General features: G+C 45.8%; 19 protein-coding genes. 16 read left to right on the top strand and 3 right to left on the bottom strand.

Translation table 11 applies throughout. From position 1 onward, the window contains the following. Positions 1-70 precede the first annotated feature (70 nt). The 16 genes from rsmG (at position 71) to glmS (ending at position 16398) form a co-directional block, all read left to right on the top strand. Positions 71-688: a 16S rRNA (guanine(527)-N(7))-methyltransferase RsmG gene (gene rsmG, locus AC1HDP_RS12810; RefSeq protein WP_479639060.1), complete on the top strand. Its 618-nt coding sequence runs from the start codon at positions 71-73 to the stop codon at positions 686-688. Positions 689-824: 136 nt separating this feature from the next. Next, entirely contained in the window at positions 825-1607 is a 783-nt protein-coding gene (locus tag AC1HDP_RS12815) for a ParA family protein (RefSeq protein WP_479639061.1), read from the top strand. Positions 1608-1616: 9 nt separating this feature from the next. Then, positions 1617-2519 (top strand): ParB/RepB/Spo0J family partition protein, encoded by a 903-nt coding sequence (locus tag AC1HDP_RS12820; RefSeq protein WP_479639062.1) that lies wholly within the window; start codon positions 1617-1619, stop codon positions 2517-2519. A 225-nt stretch (positions 2520-2744) separates the two neighbouring features. After that, entirely contained in the window at positions 2745-3128 is a 384-nt protein-coding gene (locus tag AC1HDP_RS12825; RefSeq protein WP_140930136.1) for a F0F1 ATP synthase subunit I, read from the top strand. 12 nt (positions 3129-3140) lie between these two features. Further along, a complete protein-coding gene (gene atpB / locus AC1HDP_RS12830) occupies positions 3141-3977 on the top strand; it encodes a F0F1 ATP synthase subunit A (RefSeq protein ID WP_140930135.1) in 837 nt (278 codons plus the stop codon). Between the two features lie 65 nt (positions 3978-4042). Beyond that, positions 4043-4294, top strand: coding sequence for a F0F1 ATP synthase subunit C (gene atpE, locus AC1HDP_RS12835; protein WP_011761755.1), 252 nt, complete (start codon positions 4043-4045; stop codon positions 4292-4294). A 38-nt stretch (positions 4295-4332) separates the two neighbouring features. Beyond that, positions 4333-4803, top strand: coding sequence for a F0F1 ATP synthase subunit B (atpF, locus tag AC1HDP_RS12840; protein ID WP_479639063.1), 471 nt, complete (start codon positions 4333-4335; stop codon positions 4801-4803). Positions 4804-4818: 15 nt separating this feature from the next. Next, positions 4819-5352 (top strand): F0F1 ATP synthase subunit delta, encoded by a 534-nt coding sequence (atpH, locus tag AC1HDP_RS12845; RefSeq protein WP_479639064.1) that lies wholly within the window; start codon positions 4819-4821, stop codon positions 5350-5352. 14 nt (positions 5353-5366) lie between these two features. Further along, on the top strand, positions 5367-6908 hold the full coding sequence (atpA, locus tag AC1HDP_RS12850) for a F0F1 ATP synthase subunit alpha (RefSeq protein ID WP_140930132.1): 1542 nt from the start codon (positions 5367-5369) through the stop codon (positions 6906-6908). Between the two features lie 50 nt (positions 6909-6958). Then, entirely contained in the window at positions 6959-7819 is an 861-nt protein-coding gene (gene atpG / locus AC1HDP_RS12855) for a F0F1 ATP synthase subunit gamma (RefSeq protein WP_140930131.1), read from the top strand. A gap of 35 nt (positions 7820-7854) precedes the next feature. Next, positions 7855-9243, top strand: coding sequence for a F0F1 ATP synthase subunit beta (gene atpD, locus AC1HDP_RS12860; RefSeq protein WP_479639065.1), 1389 nt, complete (start codon positions 7855-7857; stop codon positions 9241-9243). Positions 9244-9280: 37 nt separating this feature from the next. Further along, complete coding sequence (locus AC1HDP_RS12865) at positions 9281-9709, top strand: F0F1 ATP synthase subunit epsilon (protein WP_479639066.1); 429 nt, start codon at positions 9281-9283, stop codon at positions 9707-9709. A 161-nt stretch (positions 9710-9870) separates the two neighbouring features. Beyond that, positions 9871-11238, top strand: a complete 1368-nt coding sequence (gene glmU / locus AC1HDP_RS12870) for a bifunctional UDP-N-acetylglucosamine diphosphorylase/glucosamine-1-phosphate N-acetyltransferase GlmU (protein WP_479639067.1) — start codon at positions 9871-9873, stop codon at positions 11236-11238. Between the two features lie 215 nt (positions 11239-11453). Continuing rightward, positions 11454-13571, top strand: a complete 2118-nt coding sequence (locus tag AC1HDP_RS12875; RefSeq protein ID WP_479639068.1) for a TonB-dependent receptor — start codon at positions 11454-11456, stop codon at positions 13569-13571. Positions 13572-13750: 179 nt separating this feature from the next. Next, on the top strand, positions 13751-14521 hold the full coding sequence (locus AC1HDP_RS12880) for a DeoR/GlpR family DNA-binding transcription regulator (RefSeq protein WP_479639069.1): 771 nt from the start codon (positions 13751-13753) through the stop codon (positions 14519-14521). 47 nt (positions 14522-14568) lie between these two features. Next, a complete protein-coding gene (gene glmS, locus AC1HDP_RS12885) occupies positions 14569-16398 on the top strand; it encodes a glutamine--fructose-6-phosphate transaminase (isomerizing) (protein ID WP_479639070.1) in 1830 nt (609 codons plus the stop codon). Positions 16399-16438: 40 nt separating this feature from the next. Here the strand turns inward: glmS and AC1HDP_RS12890 are convergent, their stop codons facing one another. The 3 genes from AC1HDP_RS12890 to AC1HDP_RS12900 form a co-directional block, all read right to left on the bottom strand. Further along, positions 16439-16954, bottom strand: a complete 516-nt coding sequence (locus AC1HDP_RS12890) for a protein tyrosine phosphatase family protein (RefSeq protein ID WP_479639071.1) — start codon at positions 16952-16954, stop codon at positions 16439-16441. A gap of 154 nt (positions 16955-17108) precedes the next feature. Continuing rightward, on the bottom strand, positions 17109-17321 hold the full coding sequence (locus AC1HDP_RS12895; protein ID WP_479639072.1) for a DUF2061 domain-containing protein: 213 nt from the start codon (positions 17319-17321) through the stop codon (positions 17109-17111). 184 nt (positions 17322-17505) lie between these two features. Further along, positions 17506-18420 (bottom strand): 1,4-dihydroxy-2-naphthoyl-CoA synthase, encoded by a 915-nt coding sequence (locus tag AC1HDP_RS12900; RefSeq protein WP_479639892.1) that lies wholly within the window; start codon positions 18418-18420, stop codon positions 17506-17508. Between the last annotated feature and the right edge of the window lie 74 nt (positions 18421-18494).

Here is an 18494-nt window from a genome sequence, read left to right on the forward strand (position 1 = left end):
AGGCTTCCCTTCTTTTATCCTGAGCCGCATAATAGTGCTCAGAATACCCACTTATTTTTTGAGGTGTCGAGTGCAGGCTCTACTCACGACCTATTTAGCCCAAACCGGCTTAGATGTAACTCCGAAACAACAAGAGCAACTGCTTAATTTTGTTGGTATGTTGGATAAATGGAACAAGGCTTATAACCTCACTTCGGTGCGTGATCCTAAGCAAATGCTTATTCGCCATATCATGGACAGCTTAGTGGTATCGCCCTATTTAGAAGGTGAGCGCTTTATTGATGTAGGTACTGGCCCTGGGCTGCCGGGGATCCCGTTAGCCATTATTAATCCAGATAAGCAGTTCTTTTTACTTGATAGCTTAGGTAAACGCATTCGTTTTCAAAAACAAGTGGCCTTTGAACTTGGATTAACTAACATCACTTCCATCGAAAGTCGTGTTGAAGCCTTTGATCCTGAACAAAAGTTTGATGGTGTGCTGAGTCGTGCCTTTGCCTCAGTAACGGATATGCTCACTTGGTGTCATCATTTACCGACAGACAATGGCTGTTTTTATGCCTTGAAAGGTCAGCTAAATGAGCAGGAAATGGCATCGATTCCAGTAGGTTTTAAGTTGATTGATACTATTGAGCTAGTGCTACCAGATTTGAACGAGCAACGACATTTGCTCAAACTCATCAAACAATAGTCTGATATTGGAATTGTCCGCTTGTAATCAAGGCGGACATCCCACAATTTATTCATTACCGCTTTGATAACTCATGCATTATCTAAAAAAATGTGTGATATTTCGTTAATTTGAGTCTGACAGACAGGGTGACAAAGTGGCGAAAATTATAGCCGTGGCCAACCAGAAGGGTGGCGTAGGAAAAACAACTACATGCGTGAATTTAGCTGCCTCACTCGCCGCCACTAAGCGTAAAGTTTTGGTGGTCGATCTGGATCCGCAAGGAAATGCCACTATGGGCAGCGGTGTCGACAAGTATGATCTTGATAATACTGCCTATGAATTATTGGTCGAAGAAAAGCCGTTTGAAGAGATAGTGATCCGTAATACTGCGGGCAAATATGATTTGATTGCGGGTAATGGTGATGTCACCGCCGCTGAAATTAAACTCATACAATTTTTTGCCCGAGAAGTGCGCTTACGCAATGCCTTAGCGCCGATTCGAGATCAATACGACTTTATTTTCATCGATTGCCCTCCTTCACTCAATATGCTGACCGTTAATGCCATGTCGGCTGCCGACTCAGTGCTAGTGCCGATGCAATGCGAGTATTATGCCTTAGAGGGATTAACGGCTTTGATTGATACCATAGGTAAACTCGGCGCCATGGTGAACCCTGGGCTCTATATCGAAGGCATACTGCGCACTATGTATGATCCTCGCAATCGCTTAGCCAATGACGTCTCAGATCAGCTCAAACAACACTTCGGTGATAAAGTTTACCGCACTGTTATCCCGCGTAATATCCGTTTAGCCGAAGCGCCAAGTTTTGGCGCGCCAGCTATGTATTACGACAAGACCAGTGCCGGCGCTAAAGCCTATCTTGCTCTGGCCGGTGAAATTATTCGACGCGCGGAACAGTTAGCTGAAAAAGCATAAAGGAAGATTATGACCATTAAGAAACGCGGGCTGGGTAAAGGCTTGGATGCATTACTGAGTACCAGTCACGCTGCCAATCAGAAAATTCACCATGACACTGTTATCGAAGCACCAAGTCATCAGGATGCCATAGCTACTGATGATGTGTTGCGTCATCTCGATCTTGATTTACTTCAGCCAGGAAAATATCAGCCCCGTAAAGACATGTCGGCTGAGGCGCTAGAAGAGCTTGCGAGCTCAATTAAGACTCAAGGTATTATTCAGCCGATAGTAGTGCGCCAAATTGGCCAAAACCGCTATGAGATCATGGCAGGTGAACGGCGCTGGCGCGCAGCTGGCCTTGCCAAGCTAGATAAAGTGCCGTGTCTCATTAAAAATGTGGCCGATGAATCGGCCATAGTCATAGCACTGATTGAAAACATTCAGCGTGAAGACCTAAATGCCATGGAAGAAGCCATAGCATTAGACCGCTTAATTAAAGAATTTAAGCTAACTCATCAACAAGTTGCAGAATCTGTGGGCAAGTCACGCACGACAGTCACTAACTTGCTGCGTTTAAACGGCCTCAATGAAGCGGTTAAGCTGATGCTTGAAAATGGTGACTTAGATATGGGGCACGCCCGCGCCTTACTTGGCGTCTCGTGTGAAACTCAAACTGAGCTAGCTAAATTAGTGATTAGTAAAGGGCTTACGGTGCGCGAAACCGAAAACTTAGTCACTAAAACTAATAATCCCCCTAAAGTTGCTGAAATAAACATTAAAGATCCCGATGTAAGCCGATTAGAGAGCCAGTTAATTGAGCGATTGGGCGCTAAAGTTGCAATTAGTCACAATAATAAAGGACAGGGTAAAATTGTAATAAATTATCAAAATCTCGCTGAATTAGACGGCATTTTGAATAAAATTCATTAAAAAATTAACGTTAACAGTTTTATATGTAATTTTGTGACAATTGTTAAAGTATGAATTTTCTATATTTGAGCATCCATCACGTTAAAAGTCTTTTTTTTCATAATCTCATCATTGCAAAGAGTTCTTGAAAAGGTATACTTTCGCAGGCTTTTTGTAGCATGGCTGCCGATGTTATTTAACATGCTCGGTCATAAAAACATTAAGACAGAAAGTGGAGAATGAAAATTGAGTAAAATTTTGGCACGACGCGGGCGCGGGTCAGCCTATCGGTTAGTGCTGATGCAAGTGTTTGTTGCTGGAGTTGTAACAATTATCTTCTCTGGAATGTGGGGAGTTCGCTTTGGTGTGTCGGCATTAGCTGGGACATTAATCGCTGTGCTCCCTAATTTTGTATTCGCAACCCTCGCTTTCTCTCATTCGGGAGCAAGTTCAGCAGACAAGGTTATAAAATCTTTCTACTTGGGGGAAGCGGTAAAGATGCTGTTGACCATAGTATTGTTTTCGCTAGCATTTTTGTACATGGACGTGGAGTTTATGCCATTGTTTGTGACTTACGCTATCGCATTGACGGTACATTGGGCTGCACCTTTATACTTCAAGCAAAGTTAAGTGGGATGAATCATGGCTGCAACTGGTGAAGCGTTAACACCGCAGGGCTATATCCAGCATCACCTTACCAACTTGCAAGTGTGTGCTACCGATAACGGCTTAGCATTCAACTCTGCATGTAGTGAGGCGGGCTTCTGGACATGGCATATTGATTCGTTGCTCTTTTCGGTTGGTCTGGGTGTCCTGTTCTTGGGGCTTTTCCGCAGCGTTGCTAAAAAAGCGACAACCGGCGTACCTGGCAAACTTCAGTGTTTTGTCGAAATGGTCGTTGAATTTGTTGATAGCAGTGTTAAAGAAACCTTCCACGGCAAAAACCCTCTGATTGCTCCTCTCGCGCTGACCATTTTTGGCTGGGTATTCATGATGAACTTCATGGATATGGTGCCAGTAGATTGGCTCCCTAAAGCTGCAGAGCTTGTTGGGGTTGACTACATGAAAGTGGTACCTACAGCGGACCTGAACATCACGCTATCTATGGCGTTAGGTGTGTTTGTGCTGATTATTTATTACAGCATTAAGGTCAAGGGTATATCAGGGTTCGTGAAAGAACTGACATTACAGCCCTTTAACCATTGGGCAATGATACCCGTCAACCTCCTGCTGGAGACAGTTACTTTAATTGCTAAGCCAATTTCTTTGGCACTGCGATTATTCGGTAACTTGTACGCGGGTGAGTTGATCTTCATCCTTATTGCGCTGATGTATGGTGCCAATTTGGCAATCTCCGCCCTTGGGGTAACACTCCAGCTGGGTTGGTTGATTTTCCATATTTTGGTTATCACACTGCAAGCGTTTATCTTCATGATGCTAACCATTGTTTACTTAAGCATGGCGCATGAAGATCATTAAGGGTTGCTGAAGAAATTTTTAAACTAAATCATCACTAAATTAAAGATTTAGAACTGGAGATACAGATGGAAACGATTCTGGGCTTTACTGCAATTGCTGTTGCTCTGCTGATTGGTATGGGTGCCCTTGGTACCGCTATCGGTTTCGGTCTTTTGGGCGGCAAGTTCTTGGAAGGCGCTGCGCGTCAACCTGAAATGGCCCCAATGCTACAAGTTAAAATGTTCATCGTAGCTGGCCTGCTCGACGCTGTAACAATGATCGGCGTAGGTATTGCATTGTATATGCTGTTCACTAACCCTCTGGGTGCAATGCTGTAAAAAAACGCTTCTGTCTTAACTCTAAATAGGAGGCTGTTGTGAATATCAACGCTACCCTAATCGGTCAGACGGTCGCCTTTATTCTCTTCGTGTGGTTCTGCATGAAGTATGTTTGGCCACCTTTGATGCATGCCATCGAAGAACGCCAAAAAAGGATTGCTGATGGTATCGCTTCTGCGGACCGCGCGGCAAAAGACCTGGAGTTGGCTCAGGCGAAAGCAACTGACCAACTTAAAGAAGCTAAAGCTACTGCCAACGAAATTATTGATGCTGCAAACAAGCGCAAAAATCAAATTGTTGAAGAAGCCAAAGCTGAAGCAGACACTGAGCGTGCAAGAATTATCGCTCAGGGTAAAGCAGAAATTGAAGCTGAACGTAATCGCGTGAAAGAAGATCTGCGTAAGCAGGTTGCTGCTCTGGCCGTTCTCGGCGCAGAGAGAATCCTTGAGCGTTCGATCGATCAAGCCGCCCATAGCGACATAGTTAATAAACTTGTTGCTGAAATTTGATAAGGGAGTGGAGTTATGGCTGAGTTAACCACCATTGCTCGCCCTTATGCTAAGGCAGCTTTTGATTTTGCTGTAGAACATCAAGCCGTGGAAAAATGGGCAGAAATGCTTGATTTTGCTGCACTAGTGAGTGAAAACGACACTATGCGTCCACTGCTTTCTGGCTCAATGGCCAGTGCTCAACTTGCACAACTGTTTATCAGTGTGTGTGGCGAGCAGATGGATACACAAGGACAAAACCTGATCAAGGTAATGGCTGAAAACGGTCGCCTCGAGGTTCTGCCTGCTGTCGCTCAACTGTTTGTTGAGTTCCGCAACGACTGGGAAAAAATTGTTGAGGCCGAAGTGGTTTCTGCAACTGAACTCAGTGACGAGCAAGTACAGCAGATTAGTCTCTCGTTGGAGAAACGTCTCACACGCAAAGTTAAGCTGAACTGTAGTGTCGATGCTGGCTTAATCGCTGGTGCAATTATTAAGGCAGGAGACCTCGTCATTGATGGGTCGGTTAGAGGTAAATTATCTCGTCTTGCTGATAGCCTACAGTCGTAATTGGGAGTTTGAGCATGCAACTGAATTCCACTGAAATCAGCGATCTGATTAAGCAGCGGATCGAGCAGTTCGACGTCGTTAGTGAAGCTCGCAACGAAGGTACTATTGTTGCAGTAAGTGACGGCATCATTCGCATTCACGGCTTAGCCGATGTAATGCAAGGCGAAATGATCGAACTGCCAGGTAACCGTTATGCTATCGCGTTGAACTTAGAACGTGATTCTGTCGGTGCCGTAGTAATGGGTCCTTATGCTGATTTAGCTGAGGGCGTAAAAGTTAAGACTACTGGTCGTATTCTGGAAGTTCCAGTTGGCCGTGGTTTGCTGGGTCGCGTGGTTAACACTCTGGGTGCTCCAATCGACGGTAAAGGACCAATCGATAACGATGGTTTCTCGCCTGTTGAAGTGATTGCTCCTGGTGTTATTGAGCGTAAGTCAGTATCGCAACCAATTCAAACTGGTTATAAAGCCGTTGATGCCATGATCCCTATTGGTCGTGGTCAACGTGAATTGATCATTGGTGACCGTCAGACTGGTAAAACAGCGATGGCGATTGATGCCGTGATCAACCAGAAAGATTCTGGTATCAAGTGTGTGTACGTAGCCATTGGTCAGAAAGCCTCTACCATCGCTAACGTAGTACGCAAACTTGAAGAGCATGGTGCATTAGCCAACACTATCGTGGTTGTGGCTACTGCCTCTGAAGCTGCAGCTCTGCAGTTCTTGGCACCATACTCTGGCTGTTCTATGGGTGAATACTTCCGTGATCGTGGTGAAGATGCACTGATCGTATACGATGACCTGTCAAAGCAGGCTGTTGCATACCGTCAAATCTCTTTGCTGCTTAAGCGTCCACCAGGACGTGAAGCTTACCCAGGTGACGTATTCTATCTACACTCTCGTTTGCTTGAACGTGCTTCACGCGTTAACGAAGAGTATGTAGAGAAGTTCACTAAAGGTGCAGTGAAAGGTAAAACCGGTTCGTTAACCGCTCTGCCAATCATTGAAACCCAAGCGGGTGACGTTTCTGCGTTCGTACCGACCAACGTAATTTCTATTACCGACGGTCAGATTTTCCTTGAAACCGACTTGTTTAACTCTGGCTTACGTCCAGCGGTTAACCCAGGTATCTCGGTATCTCGTGTTGGTGGTGCGGCTCAGACTAAGATCATCAAGAAACTGTCCGGTGGTATTCGTACCGCACTGGCACAGTATCGAGAGCTGGCTGCGTTCTCACAGTTTGCATCTGATCTTGACGATGCAACTCGCGCTCAATTAGAGCACGGTGAGCGTGTTACCGAACTGATGAAGCAAAAGCAATATGCGCCTATGAGCGTAGCTGATCAGGCTGTGTCTATTTTCGCAGCTGAAAAAGGTTACCTGAAGGCCGTTGCGCTGAATAAGATCGGTAGCTTCGAAGCGGCTCTGCTCTCTTTCATGAACACTGAACATGCACAGTTGATGAACACCATTAACGAATCTGGCGATTATAACGCTGATATCGAAGGTGAACTGAAGGCTGGCCTGGACAAGTTCGTGAAAACCCAAACCTGGTAAAAAACATCGAGGTGTCGTAGACACCTCAAGGTCCAGATTGGAGAGTAGAGATGGCCGGCGCTAAAGAGATTAAAACCAAGATCGCGAGTGTACAAAACACTCAGAAGATCACGTCCGCTATGGAAATGGTGGCAGCCAGTAAGATGCGCAGAGCACAAGAGCGCATGGCTGCTAGTCGTCCTTATGCGGAGAATATGCGTAAGGTGATCGGTCACGTCGCGCAAGGTTCTCTTGAATATAAACACCCCTATTTAGAGGTGCGAGAGGCTAAGCGAGTAGGTTACATAGTAGTAGCCACCGACCGTGGTCTTTGTGGTGGTCTGAACGTCAACCTCTTTAAAAAGGTTGTGGCAGACGTGAAAAGCTGGAGAGAGCAAGGCGCAGAAGTTGAATTTTGTGCCATTGGTGCTCGTAGTGTGCAGTTTTTCAAAAGCTTCGGCGGCCCATTATCGGCTCAAGCCTCAGGTTTAGGTGATGCACCTAAATTGAGTGACTTGATCGGTACTGTGAAAGTCATGCTAGAAGCTTACAACGAAGGCAAACTGGATCGTCTGTACGTGGTATTCAACAAGTTTGTGAACACCATGGCGCAGACACCCGTGATCGAACAGCTGCTGCCTTTACCTAAATCCGATGATGATAGTAAGTCACATCACTGGGATTATATTTACGAGCCGGATCCAAAAGAACTGTTAGAAGAGCTTTTGGTTCGTTACGTAGAATCTCAGGTGTATCAAGGTGTTGTTGAAAACATTGCGTCTGAACAGGCTGCCCGTATGGTGGCAATGAAGGCGGCAACCGACAATGCTGGCGAACTTATCAATGACTTGAAGTTGGTGTACAACAAGGCCCGTCAGGCTGCGATTACGCAGGAATTGTCGGAAATTGTGTCAGGTGCCTCAGCGGTTTAGGTTAGGTAACGAATACAAGTTTTAGAGGATTAATCATGAGCACAGGTACTGTTGTCCAAGTAATTGGCGCGGTTGTGGACGTAGAGTTTCCACAAGTTGCCGTACCTCAAGTATATGACGCTCTGAAGATCACAGGCGAAGGTGTCTGTAACGGTTTGGTGCTGGAAGTTCAGCAACAGCTGGGTGGCGGTGTAGTTCGTACTATCGCCATGGGTTCTTCTGATGGTCTGCGTCGTGGTCTTGAAGTCGCAAATACAGGTTCTCCTATTAACGTTCCGGTTGGGGTTGCTACCCTGGGCCGTATTATGAACGTTCTGGGTGAGCCTATTGATGAAGCGGGTCCTATTGGTGAAGAAGAGCGTTATGTGATTCACCGTGCGGCGCCTTCATATGAAGATCAATCGAACACGACTGAGCTGTTAGAGACTGGTATCAAGGTTATCGACCTTGTTTGTCCATTCGCTAAGGGTGGTAAAGTAGGTCTGTTCGGTGGTGCGGGTGTTGGTAAAACAGTTAACATGATGGAACTGATTAACAACATCGCTAAGGCCCACTCTGGTCTGTCAGTATTCGCTGGTGTAGGTGAGCGTACCCGTGAAGGTAACGACTTCTACTACGAGATGAAAGATTCTGGCGTATTAGACAAAGTAGCCATGGTTTATGGTCAGATGAACGAGCCACCAGGAAACCGTCTGCGCGTAGCGTTGACTGGTCTGACTATGGCTGAGAAGTTCCGTGACGAAGGTAAAGACGTACTGTTGTTCGTAGACAACATCTACCGTTATACCTTGGCCGGTACTGAAGTATCTGCACTGTTAGGCCGTATGCCGTCAGCGGTAGGTTACCAGCCAACATTGGCTGAAGAGATGGGTGTTCTGCAAGAGCGTATTACTTCAACCAAGACAGGGTCTATTACCTCTGTTCAGGCGGTATACGTACCTGCGGACGACTTAACTGACCCGTCACCAGCAACCACTTTTGCTCACTTGGATGCGACAGTTGTATTGTCTCGCCAAATTGCTTCTCTGGGTATTTACCCAGCGGTTGACCCATTGGATTCTACCTCGCGTCAGTTAGATCCGCTGGTTGTTGGCCAAGAGCACTATGACACTGCCAACGGCGTACAAACCGTGCTGCAGCGTTATAAAGAGCTGAAAGATATTATTGCTATCTTAGGTATGGACGAACTGTCTGACGAAGATAAGACTACTGTGGCCCGCGCCCGTAAGATCGAGCGTTTCTTGTCACAGCCGTTCTTCGTTGCTGAAGTCTTTACCGGTTCTCCTGGTAAGTACGTTGCCCTGAAAGACACTATTCGTGGCTTTAAAGGTATTCTGGCAGGTGAATTTGATCACATTCCAGAGCAGGCGTTCTACATGGCTGGTTCAATCGATGAAGTTATCGAGCGAGCTAACAAAAAATAACTAAGCATCATTGCTTAGTGTTTTAAGGAGAACCCCGATGGCAAGCATTACAGTACAGCTTGATATCGTTAGTGCAGAAAGCAGCATCTTTTCCGGTCGGGTTGAAAGCCTGCAGATAAGTGGTGCTGAAGGTGAACTGGGCATTATGCACGGTCACTCACCTCTGTTGACTAAGATCAAGCCTGGCATGGCGCGCATCGTCAAGCAAAACGGCAATGAAGAAGTGTTTTATCTTTCAGGTGGTATTCTGGAAGTGCAACCTAGTTCAATTGCCGTGCTGGCTGATGTGGTTTTGCGTGCCAAAGACATTGATGAAGCAGCGGCTTTAGAAGCCAAGCACCGCGCAGAAGCCGATATGGCTAATGCTGGAGCTGATTTCAATTATGCTGCTGCCGCGATTGAATTGGCGCAAGCCGTCGCTCAATTGCGTGTGGTTGAAACCATCAAGAAAGGCCTGCACCGTTAAGGTTTAGGTTAGTTAAAAGGCGTCCTTCGGGGCGCCTTTTTTGTTACTGGCCATAATAATCATGCCAATCTTAAAGACCCAAAGGGATTGTGGGTTCAGGCCGCTGATTTTTGTATGGCTTTTGGCTACAATGGCGCCAGCAAATTGAAAAGGAAGCTAACATGTCGCTCAATGTCGTTATTCTCGCTGCCGGTAAAGGCACCCGCATGCGTTCTGATTTACCCAAAGTACTGCACTCAGTCGCGCACAAGCCTATGGTGCAGCATGTGATAGATACCGCTCGCGAGCTTAACGCCGACAAGATTAACTTAGTCTACGGTTATGGCGCCGATAAATTGCAAGCGCGCTTAGGTGAGCAAGACCTTAACTGGGTTGAGCAAGCCGAACAGTTAGGCACTGGCCATGCAGTAGCGCAGGCTAACGCCAATATTCAAGATGATGATACCGTCTTAATTCTTTATGGCGATGTGCCATTAATTCAAGCCTCCACGTTAGAAGCCTTACTGGCGTCTCGCGCTGCCGATGGCCTTGCCATTTTGACTGTGACTCTTCTCGATTCTACTGGCTATGGCCGCATTGAGCGCGATAGCGTCGGCAATGTTATCGGTATTGTTGAGCAAAAAGATGCGAGCATTGCCCAGCTTCAAATTAAAGAAATCAACAGTGGCATCATGGCAGCCCCTGGCAAGCAATTAAAGGCGTGGTTAGGTCAGTTGTCGTCAAACAATGCCCAAGGTGAATATTACTTAACTGATATCGTTGCTATGGCAAAACGTGATGGCGTTGAGATTACTACCGCGCAGCCGCCACTGGCCATTGAAGTGGAAGGCGCTAACAATCGCGTGCAATTAGCTCAGTTAGAGCGTGCTTATCAAGCACGTGCCGCCGAAAAATTAATGCTAGAAGGCGCCAATTTACGCGACCCTAACCGCATCGATATCCGCGGTGAAGTGACAGTTGGTATGGATGTGATGATCGACATTAATGTCATCTTTGAAGGCAAAGTAGTGCTAGGTAACAATGTCACTATTGGCGCTGGCGCGATTTTAAAAGATTGTACTATTGCCGATAACGCTGAGATTAAACCTTACACCTTAGTGGATGGCGCCAGTTTAGAAGAAGCGGCTAACGCCGGCCCATTCGCACGTTTACGTCCGGGCGCTGTGCTTAAGCGTGACGCCCACGTCGGTAATTTCGTTGAAATTAAAAATGCAGTATTGGGCGAAGGTTCAAAAGCTGGCCACTTGACCTATATAGGTGATGCGCAGGTCGGTAGCGGCGTAAACATAGGAGCTGGCACTATTACTTGTAATTATGATGGCGCCAATAAACACTTAACTGTGATTGAAGATGATGTGTTTGTTGGCAGTGACACTCAATTAGTTGCCCCAGTCACTATTGGCAAAGGCGCGACCTTAGGGGCAGGTTCTACTATCACCCGTGATGTGGGTGCTAATGAGTTAGTCATCACCCGCGTTAAGCAAAAGCATTTTAGCGGCTGGCAGCGCCCACAAAAGCAAGCCAAGTAAGCTTAATTCACTTAAATGTGACACTGATTAAAAGCACCATAGCGGTGCTTTTTTTGTTTCTGAGCTTAATTAAAAGTGTTTACAGCAGAGCTAGCCCCTTAAATAAGTGATCTAGTTCAATTATTGCCATAAATATGTAAAAAAAAGTGTGAATGATATAGATTCTCATTTAGACTCTGCGGCATAAAGTACAATGTCGTGCTGTGGGGATAGTAATGAACACCAGAAGATCATCAATTAGTTTGGCAATCATGAGCTTATTAAGTGTTAATGCTGTAGCTGACGAGGGCAATGCTCAAGTCGTTGCAACGGCTAACATTGAGCGTATCAGTGTTGTTGCTCAGCAATTTAATAACTATAAAGCGGGCAATGCTAGTGGTGCCATGCGCGGTGATATTGCATTAATTGATACCCCACAGTCAGTTACCGTGATCCCTGATTTCGTTACCGATGAGCAGCTTGCTACTAACTTAGGTGAAGTGCTGAGCAATGACTCATCTGTCACTTCTGGCAGCGAAAAATGGAACCGCCAAGTATTCGCTATTCGTGGTTTTGAATTGGATTCTGGTTCTGGTTTCCTAGTAAATGGTCAGCAGCACTGGTCGCATTACGTGCAGCCCATTGAAACCCTTGAGCAAGTTGAAGTGCTTAAAGGCCCATCGTCTATGCTCTATGGTCAGTCTGGTCCTGGCGGCTTAGTTAACATGGTTACCAAAAAGCCGACCTACGATAGCTTGTTTAACTTAGGGTTTGATACTGACGATCAAGGTTCAACTCGTTTTCAGTTAGATGCTGGCGGCGCCGTCAATGAAGATCAAACCGTGCGTTATCGCACTGTGTTAGTAAAACAAGACACTCAATACTGGCGTGAATACTTTAACGGTGAGCATCAAGAGCGTGATCGCCTGTTAGGTTTCGTTGCCTTAGATTTTGATGTTACCGATGATCTGACATTATCGGTGAAATACGATAATACTTCTGACAAAACCAACATAGATTCAGGTGCTTGGTTAAACAGCCAAGGCGAGATTATTGGTGACCGTAAAGACATCTGGGAAATGCCTTGGACTTTCACTGACAACAATGTCACTAACTTAGGCGCAGATATTAGCTGGCAGCTGACTGACAACCTCAAAGTAAAGACGGGATATAACCATCAGAAATTTGAGCGTCAACGTTTAGGCTCATCACCTACCTATACTGAAAACCCATTTGAAAATGGTTATAAAGTTAAACCTTTCGATCGCCATGATAATTGGCAGCATAAGACGGCTTATGTAGATTTCTTGGCTGACTTTGATACTGGCAGCATCGAGCATCAATTATTGATTGGTGGTAATTATCTAAATTATTACTATCAGCAGTTTTATGATGGCGGCGAATCTGCCACTGTCATGCCTGGGCAAATAGTGGCTCCCGATGTTAACTACTTAAACGCTACTAAAGCTAAATCAACGTCTGAGTATTACCACTATGGTTTCTACGTCCAAGACCTGATGAGTTTGACGGAAGAATGGAAAGTGTTAGCTGGCGTGCGTTACGACGAGCAGAAAAAAGAAGGCCAAGGCAATAACAGCTACGCCTTATCGCCAAAAGTGGGTTTAGTGTACGCGCCAACTGATTACGGCAGCATTTATGTCAACTACTCAAAAAGTTTCACTCCGCAAGGCATGGTGAATGATGAGTTCGACGTCAATGACCAGTTAGATCTTAAACCTGAATATGGCACTCAATATGAATTGGGTACTAAGTGGGAACTGTTTAACAGCAGCTTATTACTGACGGCAGCAGTGTTTGATATTAACGTTGACAATAAAGTGGTTAAACAGATTTTTGATCAATCAACGCCAGCAGGTGACAAGTACATAACTAACCAAGATGGTGAGCAACATCACCGCGGCTTTGAGTTGGGTGCGCAGGGCCAGATGAGTGACAGCTGGTTTATTACCAGCTCTATGATGTACTTAGATGCTAAATATAAAACTGGCACAGGTGATAGTGAGCAACTTGATGGCAAAACGCCGATTGATGCTCCGCAGTGGTCAGCCAATATCTGGACTCGTTATGAAGTGAATGATGATTTAGCCCTGAACTTTGGCGCTGTGTATGTGGGCGAGCGTTTTGCCAATACCAGCAATACTATTACTAAAGATGGTTTTGTCCGGTTTGACTTAGGCGCTGCCTATGCGTGGGACATTCAAGGCACGGAAGTTAATCTGCGCATGAATATCAAAAACCTCTTTGATAAAGAATATCTCGATGGCGGTAGCTATCAAGACGTAACAATAGGCGCTGGCCGTAGCCTAGCGTTGGCGGTTGAAGCTAAGTTCTAAGCAAGTCATTGCACTAATAAAGCAGCCAAACGGCTGCTTTTTTTATGGCTGTGATTTAGTGCATCGCGTACTACCCATCAAAAAATGAGTTTTTATCAGCAATATCGTCTTGGTTACTGGCAAACTGCTTTCATTTGTATATAATTAACTTTCGAAACGAAACTTAACTCGAAAGATAAATGACTAAACGAAACACCCAGCAGCGACGCCACGGCATACTTAACCTGTTAAATGAGCAAGGGGAAGTCAGTGTTGATGAGCTATCCCTCTTATTTGAAACCTCTGTGGTGACCATTCGTAAAGATTTAACCGCGTTAGAGAAAAACGGTCTGTTGTTTCGTCGTTATGGCGGTGCGGTGGCGGTGCCTCAAGATATTACCCAAGGCTCTTATAAACTGCTGTCAGCCAATAAACTCAGTATCGCAGCCACGGCGGCCAAGCTGATTGATGATCACAATCGCATCATTATTGATTCTGGCAGCACGACCATAGGCATTATTTCGCATTTGAACGATAAGCGCGGCCTAGTGGTGATGACTAACTCCTTGCTGCTTGCCAATGCGATTCATGATCTCGAGTTCGAGCCGACCTTATTGATGACCGGTGGTACTTGGGATCCGCATTCTGAATCATTTCAAGGCCGTATCGCCGAACAAGTGCTACGTTCATATAACTTCGATCAATTGTTTATTGGTGCCGATGGTTTGGATTTAGCCCAAGGAACCACTACGTTTAATGAACTCACAGGCTTAAGCAAGGTAATGGCGGAAGTGTCTCGTGAAGTTGTGGTCATGCTCGAATCGCACAAACTTGGGCGCCGTATTCCTAATTTGGAATTGCCGTGGAGCACGGTTAATAAATTAGTCACGGATGACAGATTGCCACCCGAAGCTGCTGCTGCCATCCGTCAACAAGGGGTTGAGGTCATTCTTGCCCCTTATCAAGAATAACTTAGTGTTGAACACTACCCATTTATCTTTGAAATAACAGGTGAACTATGTGTGGAATCGTTGGCGCCGTGGCGCAAAGGGATGTTGCTGAAATCTTGGTTGAGGGCTTACGCCGTTTAGAATACCGCGGTTATGATTCGGCGGGTGTCGCCGTTATCCATAATGGCGAGCTAAACCGTACCCGCCGCGTCGGCAAGGTTCAGGAACTTACAGCGGCGTTAGATAAGCATCCGTTAGCGGGCGGCACAGGTATTGCCCATACTCGCTGGGCAACCCATGGCGAGCCAAGTGAGCGTAATGCCCACCCTCATGTATCCAGTGATGATATTGCCGTAGTGCATAACGGTATTATCGAAAACCATAACAAGCTGCGCGACATGCTTAAAGGCTTAGGTTATGTGTTTACCTCTGACACTGACACTGAAGTTATCTGCCACTTAGTGCACCATGAACTCAAGACTCACGCGAGCCTACTGGCTGCGGTGCAAGCCACAGTTAAGCAACTGCAAGGCGCTTACGGCACTGTGGTTATGGATAGACGTGATAACGAGCGTTTAGTGGTTGCGCGCTCTGGTAGCCCATTAGTGATTGGTTTTGGCTTAGGTGAAAACTTTGTCGCCTCAGATCAATTAGCCTTATTACCTGTGACGCGCTCATTCGCGTTTTTAGAAGAAGGCGATGTGGCTGAAGTGACCCGTCGTCAGGTAGCCATTTTTGATGTTAATGGCGCGCCAGTTAAGCGTGAAATCAAAGAATCTGAAGTCACCCATGATGCTGGCGATAAAGGTGAATATCGCCACTATATGCTCAAAGAAATTTATGAGCAGCCATTAGCGTTATCACGCACTATTGAAGGCCGCATAGCTAACAAGCAAGTGTTAGATACTGCCTTTGGCGCCAATGCGGGTGAGTTTTTAAAAGACATTAAACACGTGCAAATTATTGCCTGTGGTACCAGTTATCATTCAGGTATGGCAGCGCGTTACTGGTTAGAAGATTGGGCTGGGGTATCTTGTAACGTCGAAATCGCATCAGAGTTTCGCTATCGCAAGTCGCACTTATTCCCAAACAGCTTGTTAGTGACTATTTCACAATCTGGTGAAACCGCTGATACCTTGGCGGCGCTGCGTTTAGCTAAAGAAATGGGTTATAAAGCGACGCTGACCATTTGTAACTCGCCAGGTTCATCACTGGTGCGTGAATCTGACATGGCTTACATGATGAAAGCTGGCGCCGAAATTGGTGTGGCTTCAACCAAAGCCTTTACTGTGCAGTTAGCGGGTTTATTGATGCTGACTGCCGCCATTGGTCGTCACAACGGTATGTCGCTGCAAATGCAAGCCGATATCACCCAAAGCTTGTTATCTATGCCAGCTAAAGTCGAGCAGGCATTAGGGTTAGATGATGCCATTGCTGCATTAGCGGTAGATTTTGCTGATAAAAATAATGCCTTATTTTTAGGGCGCGGCGATCAATACCCGATTGCTATGGAAGGCGCGTTAAAGCTTAAAGAGATTTCGTATATTCACGCTGAAGCTTATGCCTCAGGTGAGTTGAAGCACGGCCCTTTAGCGTTAATCGATGCTGACATGCCGGTGATCGTGGTGGCGCCTAACAATGAGTTGTTAGAAAAGCTTAAATCTAACGTTGAGGAAGTGCGTGCGCGCGGCGGCTTAATGTATGTGTTTGCTGATATTGATGCTGAGTTTGAGTCGGATGACACTATGAAGGTGATCCCTGTGCCTCATTGTGATGCCTTTATGGCGCCACTGATTTACACTATTCCACTGCAATTACTGTCATACCATGTGGCCTTGATTAAGGGCACGGACGTTGACCAGCCAAGAAACTTGGCCAAATCGGTTACCGTTGAGTAATGTTCGCGGTTTCTTCAAAGGTGCTCTAGTAGCGCCTTTTTTATTGGTCGTACTGCGCCAATACCCGATTAATCAATTGCTGCCACTGCGGATATTGCTGCAAGCTGCGCTCAATATCTCCCCACGGCGCCATAGTATGCTGCATGCTTGCTTCTGGGTTTTTACCAAGCTGGGTCACTTCATAAAGGTAATAAAAAGCCGAGGCGCGATAGTTAGCTTTACAGTGAATTAAAACATCTTGGTTTTGATGGCTCAGCATGGCCGCAAAGAAGCGGTTTACATCGTCAATAGTTGGATGTTGCCAATCAACGGGAATATAAACGTATTCCATACCTGCTGCTTGGACTAATTGCGCCTCGTTGTGATAACTGTCATTGCTGCTATCTGGCATTAAATTAATAACGACATTTACCCCTGAACGCGCGAGTGAATCAAATTCCGCTGGCGTTGGCAGGCCAGAAGTAATAACCCGCGCATCGGCTTTTTGCACTGCGGCAATGTTTTGCAAAGCCTCTGGCAAGGCACTTGCTTCGGTGAGTGGTGTAAAAATTAGCATAGATGCGAGCAATAGTTTTTTCATGATTAATTGAATAACAATAAGTTATTAGTTAGAGGTGCCTACAAGCATTATGGTTCAATGGCCAATATCATTAAGGTGAGCCAGCTCTAGTTTTTTACGCTATCCGTTCAAATTGAATAAAGTTTAAGGTTTACACCAGCATTAGCTTAGTTTGAGCGGCAGCTTGTTGCTGTTTTTGCTCAATTCTTTTCCAGACTTTTTCATGAAAATAAAATACCACTGTATTTACGGCAGGTTCTAGTAAGGCAATCGCGCCGCCTAAGATAACGCTGCCAGTGAGCAAGTAAGTCACGCTAAAAGCGACGCTAAAATGTAAAATGGCAAAGCTAATCGTTTTCCGCATACTCATTACCCCAATAAAAGTGACACTCAATAGCTAATAATAAAATGATAATCATTATCAACTGCTGCGTATATAAGTTTGTTTCGATTGTGACTATCGGTTTCTTATTGCTTTGACTATCACCCATAAAAAAGCCGCCCTGAGGCGGCTTAAAAGCAAAGCGAAAGCTCACTCATAATCGAGATTAATAATGCCAAGGGAACTTAGAGAAGTCTTGATCGCGTTTTTCTAAGAAGGCATCACGGCCTTCTTTCGCTTCTTCAGAGGCATAGGCTAAGCGCGTTGCTTCACCGGCAAACAATTGCTGACCGACTAAGCCATCATCAGGCAAGTTAAAGCCATATTTGAGCATACGCATTGCGGTTGGCGATTTTGAATTGATTTCTTTGGCCCAGTGCAGCGCCTCAGTTTCTAAATCGGCGTGAGCCACTGAGCGGTTAACCATACCCATATCAAAAGCTTCATCGGCGCTGTAGTTGAAGCCGCAAAAGAATATTTCGCGCGCGCGTTTTTGACCTATCATCTTGGCTAAGTAAGCACTGCCATAGCCAGAGTCAAAGCTGGCAACATCAGGATCAGTTTGCTTAAAGATGGCATGCTCTTTCGAGGCTAAGGTTAAATCACACACCACATGTAAGCTGTGACCGCCGCCAACTGCCCAACCCGGAACCACAGCAATCACTACTTTTGGCATAAAGCGAATAAGTCGCTGCACTTCTAAAATGTGTAAACGTCCCATACGCGCCACATCGGCGGTACCAGCTTCTGCGCCTTCGTACTTATAACCATCTTTACCGCGAATGCGTTGATCGCCGCCCGATGAGAACGACCACTGACCTTTAGCCGATGGCCCATTACCCGTTAATAGTACGCAGCCAACATTAGACCACTGACGAGCATGATCTAAGGCAATATAGAGTTCATCAACGGTTTTTGGACGAAATGCATTAAGACAATCAGGGCGATCAATGGCAATTCTCACTGTGCCATGAGCTTTGGCTCTATGGTAGGTAATATCTTCAAACGTAAAACCTTCAACTTTGTCCCAAAGTAATGGGTCGAAAATATCAGATACCTTATCAGTAGCAGCGTGGGTCATCATGTATGTCCTGTGGTGAATAATGGCCAAAGGCTAGGTGCAGTGGCCGATAAGATCAACTTTTGCCAAAGTAA

Source organism: Shewanella sp. ISS20 (assembly GCF_056522965.1).